Origin of the sequence: Thermoanaerobacter sp. A7A, assembly GCF_000445185.1 — a bacterium.
Taxonomy (GTDB): domain Bacteria; phylum Bacillota; class Thermoanaerobacteria; order Thermoanaerobacterales; family Thermoanaerobacteraceae; genus Thermoanaerobacter.
The window spans coordinates 1-5,880 of the sequence record NZ_AVAF01000174.1 but is presented as its reverse complement, the minus strand read 5'-3'; the positions used below and the strand labels follow the sequence as shown (position 1 = coordinate 5,880).

Annotated in this window: 4 protein-coding genes and 1 pseudogene; 4 read left to right on the top strand and 1 reads right to left on the bottom strand. The window is 30.0% G+C overall.

The features are described 5' to 3' along the window. The 4 genes from M663_RS0113950 to M663_RS0113930 form a co-directional block, all read left to right on the top strand. A partial coding sequence (locus M663_RS0113950; protein ID WP_042805426.1) for a hypothetical protein occupies positions 1-635 on the top strand: 635 nt, incomplete at its 5' end. A 439-nt stretch (positions 636-1,074) separates the two neighbouring features. Further along, complete coding sequence (locus tag M663_RS0113945; RefSeq protein ID WP_029689372.1) at positions 1,075-2,121, top strand: aldose epimerase family protein; 1,047 nt, start codon at positions 1,075-1,077, stop codon at positions 2,119-2,121. A gap of 600 nt (positions 2,122-2,721) precedes the next feature. Continuing rightward, positions 2,722-4,041 carry an ABC transporter substrate-binding protein gene (locus M663_RS0113940; protein ID WP_029689370.1) on the top strand — a complete coding sequence of 440 codons (1,320 nt, stop codon included), beginning with the start codon at positions 2,722-2,724 and terminating at the stop codon, positions 4,039-4,041. A gap of 285 nt (positions 4,042-4,326) precedes the next feature. Then, entirely contained in the window at positions 4,327-5,085 is a 759-nt protein-coding gene (locus M663_RS0113930; protein ID WP_273702759.1) for a sugar ABC transporter permease, read from the top strand. 315 nt (positions 5,086-5,400) lie between these two features. On the opposite strand, the pseudogene M663_RS15775 reads toward M663_RS0113930, so the two are convergent. Then, positions 5,401-5,831: pseudogene (locus M663_RS15775) on the bottom strand (DDE transposase); the annotation flags it as partial. Positions 5,832-5,880: the final 49 nt, after the last annotated feature.

The window sequence follows — 5,880 nt, the reverse complement described above, 5'->3', positions numbered from 1 at the left end:
GGCATGAAATAGAAAACGGTGTGAGACTTATTCAAAAGCCAGAAAAATGGGTTAACACACAAAAGCAAATCGATATAATCTTAAGTCCTGATGAGAGTAGAGTAAGGCTTGTACACAGGATAACTAATCTTGGAGCATGGCCTATTGAGCTTTCAGCATGGACAATAACAGTGTTAAACACAGAAGGTATAGAAATAATTCCTCAACCAAATAAAGACACAGATTTACTTCCAAATAGGCAAATTGTACTCTGGCCTTATTCTAAAATGAATGATAAAAGGGTGTATTGGGGAGAAAAATATATTGCACTGAAACAAGATCCTAATAACAGAGAACCTTTTAAGTTAGGAATTAATAACCAAGAAGGTTGGGCTGCTTACGCAAGAGGAGGACATCTCTTTGTAAAAAGATATTATCCACAACAAGATGTAACATATCCTGACTTTGGCGTATCTTTTGAAACATATACAAATGATTGGATGCTTGAAATAGAAACATTAAGTCCATTTACAAAATTACAGCCCGGTGAAACTGTTGAGCATGTTGAAGAATGGGAGCTTTACAATAATGTAAATGTAAAAGATATAGATGAAGGTGCATTTGATGAGGTTGTAGAAAAATATTGCAGGAAGTAAATTTTTGGTTACAAAAAGTTTATAAAAATTTTTAATAAATTACACTTTCGAAGAAGGAATTTTCGAATTCATGTCGAATATATAATATAGGAGTTAGTTAAAATAAAAAATAAAGTTACAAGAATAATGTTAATTTATATAACAAATAAATGTTTACTTTAAAGAAGTTAGTTTAAATCTGAAATAAATTAGAAATATTTGGATGAATAAATTAATTAAATAATGAAAATCTTTAAATCGGAATAATGTATATTAATTAAAAACTTTAATAAAGTTTTTAGGATGGAAGACCTTTATAAGCTAATATGGTGTGGCTAAAAATATTAAATAATATTGATAATTTGTCGGAGCTGTGAAATTTGTTTGAATTTAAGAGAAAAGTAAAAAGATTTTATAAAAATACTCTAAATATGGATATTGAAAGAAGGAGTTAAATTTTATGGAAGTTATCCAAAAAGAATGGGGAAAGATAGGAGATAAACCGGTGATATCATTTACTCTCGCGAATGATAAAGGTATCAAAATAACTTGCCTTAATTATGGGGGCATAATTACCAAAATTATAACTCCTGATAATAAAGGAAATTATGAAAATATTGTAATAGGATTTGACAAAATTGAGCCTTATCTCAACAACTTATCTTATTTTGGTGCTATTATTGGGCGAGTAGCTGGTAGGATTAAAGATGCGATGTTTGACTTAAATGGGAAAACGTATATATTGAACAAAAACGAAAACAACAACCACTTGCATGGAGGTTTAAAAGGTTTTAACAGGGTTTTTTGGGAACCAGAAATTGTACAAAAAGAAAAGGAAATTGCAATACAACTTTCGTACCTTAGCGTAAATGAAGAAGAAGGATATCCAGGAAATGTAGAGATAAAAGTAACTTATTCACTTAACAATAACAATGAATTTTCTATTTCTTATGGAGCTATTTCTGATCAAGATACCTTACTTAGCATGACAAATCATACTTATTTTAACTTAAGTGGCAATTTAAAAAGAGACATTTTAAATCATGTTTTGAAAATAAAAAGTGATCAGTTTTTAGAATTAGATGAAGAATTGATTCCAACAGGAGTGATATTAGATGTAACTAATACACCATTTGATTTACGAGAAGGAAAACTTATAAAAGAAGGAATTACATCAAACCATCTACAAATAAAAGTAGCAAATGGAGGGTATGATCATCCTTTTATATTGAATACTCACAATGATGAAGAAATTATGTTATGGGATCTAGAAAGTGGGCGTACTTTAACTATTGAAACAGATGAACTGGGAGTGGTTGTATATACGGGTAATCAATTAAAAGAAAATGATATGTATGGAGTTTCTTTACGAAAATACTTGGGGATTTGTTTAGAGACACAAGGACTTCCGGATGCAATTCATCATCCTAATTTTCCTTATTATATATTAAAACCAGGTGAAAAATATTCTTCAAATACCATATACAAGTTTAGTGTTAGAGGATAAGCATTTTATAAATTTAATTAGATCAATTGTGTTTAAGTTTAATAAATTAAATAGCTAAAAAACTAATAAAAACATAAAATTATTAGAGATAGCAAATAGATTATATATGAGTAAGTAAAATACAATTTTAGAATCTATCTTAGTAAGAGTAGTAAAACAATGGTTTAGAATATATTTCTTACAAAATTTTTAACATCTAGTCTTTATCATCAATAAAAAATTAATATCTTCTAAATTAAACTTTTTATTGATTATCATCAAGGTGAGACATAGCCATATCAAGGTTAGCGAGAGTAATAATTTCAGCATTTATAATCTTTATCAGATTTAAATTGATTGTTTTTAAAGGGCAGGATTATTTAGTTTGGTACTAGCTTTACTAGGGGAAAGGGCAGTAAAAAGTAAGAGGCTTAGTCATATCAAAGTTATAAATATAAACAGGTGACAATAAATGTTTTAGGAGTGGCTTAAATGAGGGCTTTTAAATTATGCAGAAGTCTAGAAATTTAATTTAAAGGGGGTGATTAATTTAGTATCAACTGAAAAAGTGTTTGGATTTGTTTACTTGTATTATTTTGTAAATTTAAAGGAGGTAATGTTATGATTAAATCTAAAATTTTATCATTAATACTAGTTTTTCTTCTTACAGTGTCATTTGTATTAGGCGGTTGTTCCAGTAAAACATCAGAACCATCAAGCAAATTATCAGAAAAAACAAGTCAACCATCAGCAAATGCAACTACATCAGAGAGTAAAATACAAATAACATATTGGAATTTATTTGGTGGCGGCGATGGAGTGATAATGAATGAAATTGTAAAAGAATTCAATAAACAACATCCCAATATAGAAGTTAAGCCCCTCACTTTAGAGTGGGGTGATCCATATTACACCAAACTTATAACTGGTGTATCTGGAGGTATTGCACCAGATATAGCTATTTCACATACCTCTAGATTAGGAGAGCTTGTAGAGAAAGGAATCGTTTATCCACTGGACGAATTTGATGTTAAATGGTCTGAGTTTAATCAAAATATTTTAAATGCTACAATTTTTGATGGAAAACATTATGCGATACCATTAGATGCTCATCCGCATATTTTGTATTACAACAAAACGTTATTAAAAAATATGGGGTTATTAGGTGATGATGGAAAGCCTCTAATAAAACCGGGTCCAGATGGTTTTATCGAGTTTTTAACACAAATTAAAGAAAAAGCTCCAAAAGGTGTAATCACAATGGCACTTCCTTCAGCAGGTGAAGATCCATACCGTACATGGTGGGCATTATATAATCAATTAGAAGGGCCAGGTTTATTAGATAAAAGTGGTAAAAATGTTATAATTAATAATGAACAAGCTAAAAAAGCTGCTGAATATGTTTTAAACTTTTTCTCAAGTGGTTTAGTACCTCTTAATTTGCAAAATACTTATCAATTATTCCAAGCAGGTAAAGCCGTTCTCTTGCCAACAGGGGTATGGTTTACATCGCAACTCGATAAAACAAAGGGGTTAGATTATGGTGCTATGCCTTTTCCACAAATATTTGATAAACCTGCTACATGGATAGATTCACATGTTTTTGTAATACCGGTTCAAAAGAATAAAAATGAAGACAAGATTAAAGCAGCTGTCATTTTTGCAAATTGGGTAGTTGAACATGGATGGATGTGGGCGAAAGCTGGACATATTCCTGCTTACATGTCAGTACTAGAATCGGAAGAATTTAAAAAATTACCGTGGATAACAGATTATGTGAAAGCAGCAGACGAAGGTGTATATTTACCACAATCGAGCAAGCTATGGCCAATTAAAAACGCATTAGTACAAGATTTAGATTTAATTTGGGCGAAAAAAGTTACAGTAGATAAAGGTTTAGAGAAAGCAGTACAAGATATGGAAAAAATACTTAATAGATAAAAATCATTAATTAAAATATATTTTAATTATTAGGATTATCTCCTGCATTTTAGGAGATAATCCTAAATACGATTATAATAAAATTGGAGGGGATAAAATAATGCCTGCAACAACTATAGTAAGTGCCAAAAAAGTGATAAATAATAAAACTAATTATAGTAATAAAAAAAATTATTTAATAATTTAGTAGCTGCATTTTTTCTAGCTCCTTATTCAATATTTTATATCATTTTTGGATTAGCACCTATTTTTTATGGATTATGGATAAGTTTTAATAACTGGAGCTTGGCAGGAAGAGAAAACTTTGCTGGGATTAAAAACTATATAATAGTTGTTAAAGACATAGATTTTTGGTTGTCATTGTGGCATACTACTTTTTTTACTATTATTTCAACTCCTGTATTAATAATTTTGCCTTTTTTCTTAGCTTTAATTTTAGATCAAAAATTAATTGGGAGAACTGCTCTACGTGCTATATTCTTTATTCCTAATATTCTATCTGTAGCTGTTGTTAGTAGTGCATGGGTATTTATATTACAGCCATATACGGGGTTTTTAAATTATCAGTTACATAAACTTGGTATAGAATCTGAATTATTTTGGTTAAATGAGACTAGTTTGGCATGGATTTCAATAGTAATTATTACTACATGGTGGACAATGGCATTCAATATGATGCTATTTTTGGCTGGCTTACAAGATATTCCCAAAGAACATTATGAAGCAGCTGCCATAGATGGGGCAAATATCTGGCAGATGATAAGGTATATAACATTGCCAGAATTAAAGCCAATAATACTTATGGTTACAATTTTACAGGTTATCGCTTCTTTTAAAGTTTTTGGACAAATATATTTGGTGACACGGGGTGGCCCAGGTAATGCAACACGGCCTATTATTCAGTATATATACGAAACAGGATTTACTAGTGGAAATCTTGGATTAGCAAGTGCAATGTCATTTGTGTTTTTTGTGATATTGGCAATACTTTCATATTTACAAGTTCGTTATTTGGGTGGGAACCAAGAAAGTCAAGAAAGTTAAAAAATAAAGATTATATATGCCCTAGTATTCAAAAAGCAATTTGATTAAGTTAATATGTTATTTATTGTACAAAATTGGTATTTAGATAATTTTTCAATTACTTTTTAAGGTGATTGCAAAATGAAGTAAATATCAAAGTAAAAAAGTTACATTATTAGGGTAAAAGATGAAAATTACATGTTAATTTAAAATTCAAAGTAAAAAAGAAGTAAAAAGGATAGACAGGAAAAAGATACAAATTCAAAAAAGACAATGCCTAACACACCTTTTTAATGTAAAAAGGTGACAAACGAATCAAACCATAAGAACAAGTTATCAAGCCAAAAGTTTTTTCAAAGATAAAGGATGTTCAAAAGTACCAAGCTTTGCAGTAATAATTAAACCAATATGGTAAGTGTAGCAGAAAGAAAAACATCAGCTTTGATTGACCTGGTATTTATGAGTTTAAAGCTATCAACAGCGATAGAACTTTTTAAAAGAGAAATAGATTTTTCAATAATAGGGCGTTTTTCATAAAGTTTGGACCACTTTTTAGAGTTACGAGGGACAACAGTGTTTTTTCTAAAATCAATATCAAGGGTAGTATAGAATATTCTGCCGCATTTAGAAGAGGTACAGGGGTTATCACATTGAAGGATATAAGTAGTTTTACCGTTTAGTCTAACTTTTTTGGACATAGGGCAAAGCCATTTAATTCTGGTAGCTCTACCTTTTCCTCGAACGAAACCTACTTTTAACTCTGATGGTATCCCTACCTGTCCCTGTGACCCTTCTCTTAAAATGACCTATGATGGC

Coding starts and splice junctions, on each gene's coding strand:
- M663_RS0113945 (WP_029689372.1), top strand. CDS start 1,075: ATGGAAGTTATCCAAAAAGAATGGGGAAAGATAGGAGATAAACCGGTG.
- M663_RS0113940 (WP_029689370.1), top strand. CDS start 2,722: ATGATTAAATCTAAAATTTTATCATTAATACTAGTTTTTCTTCTTACA.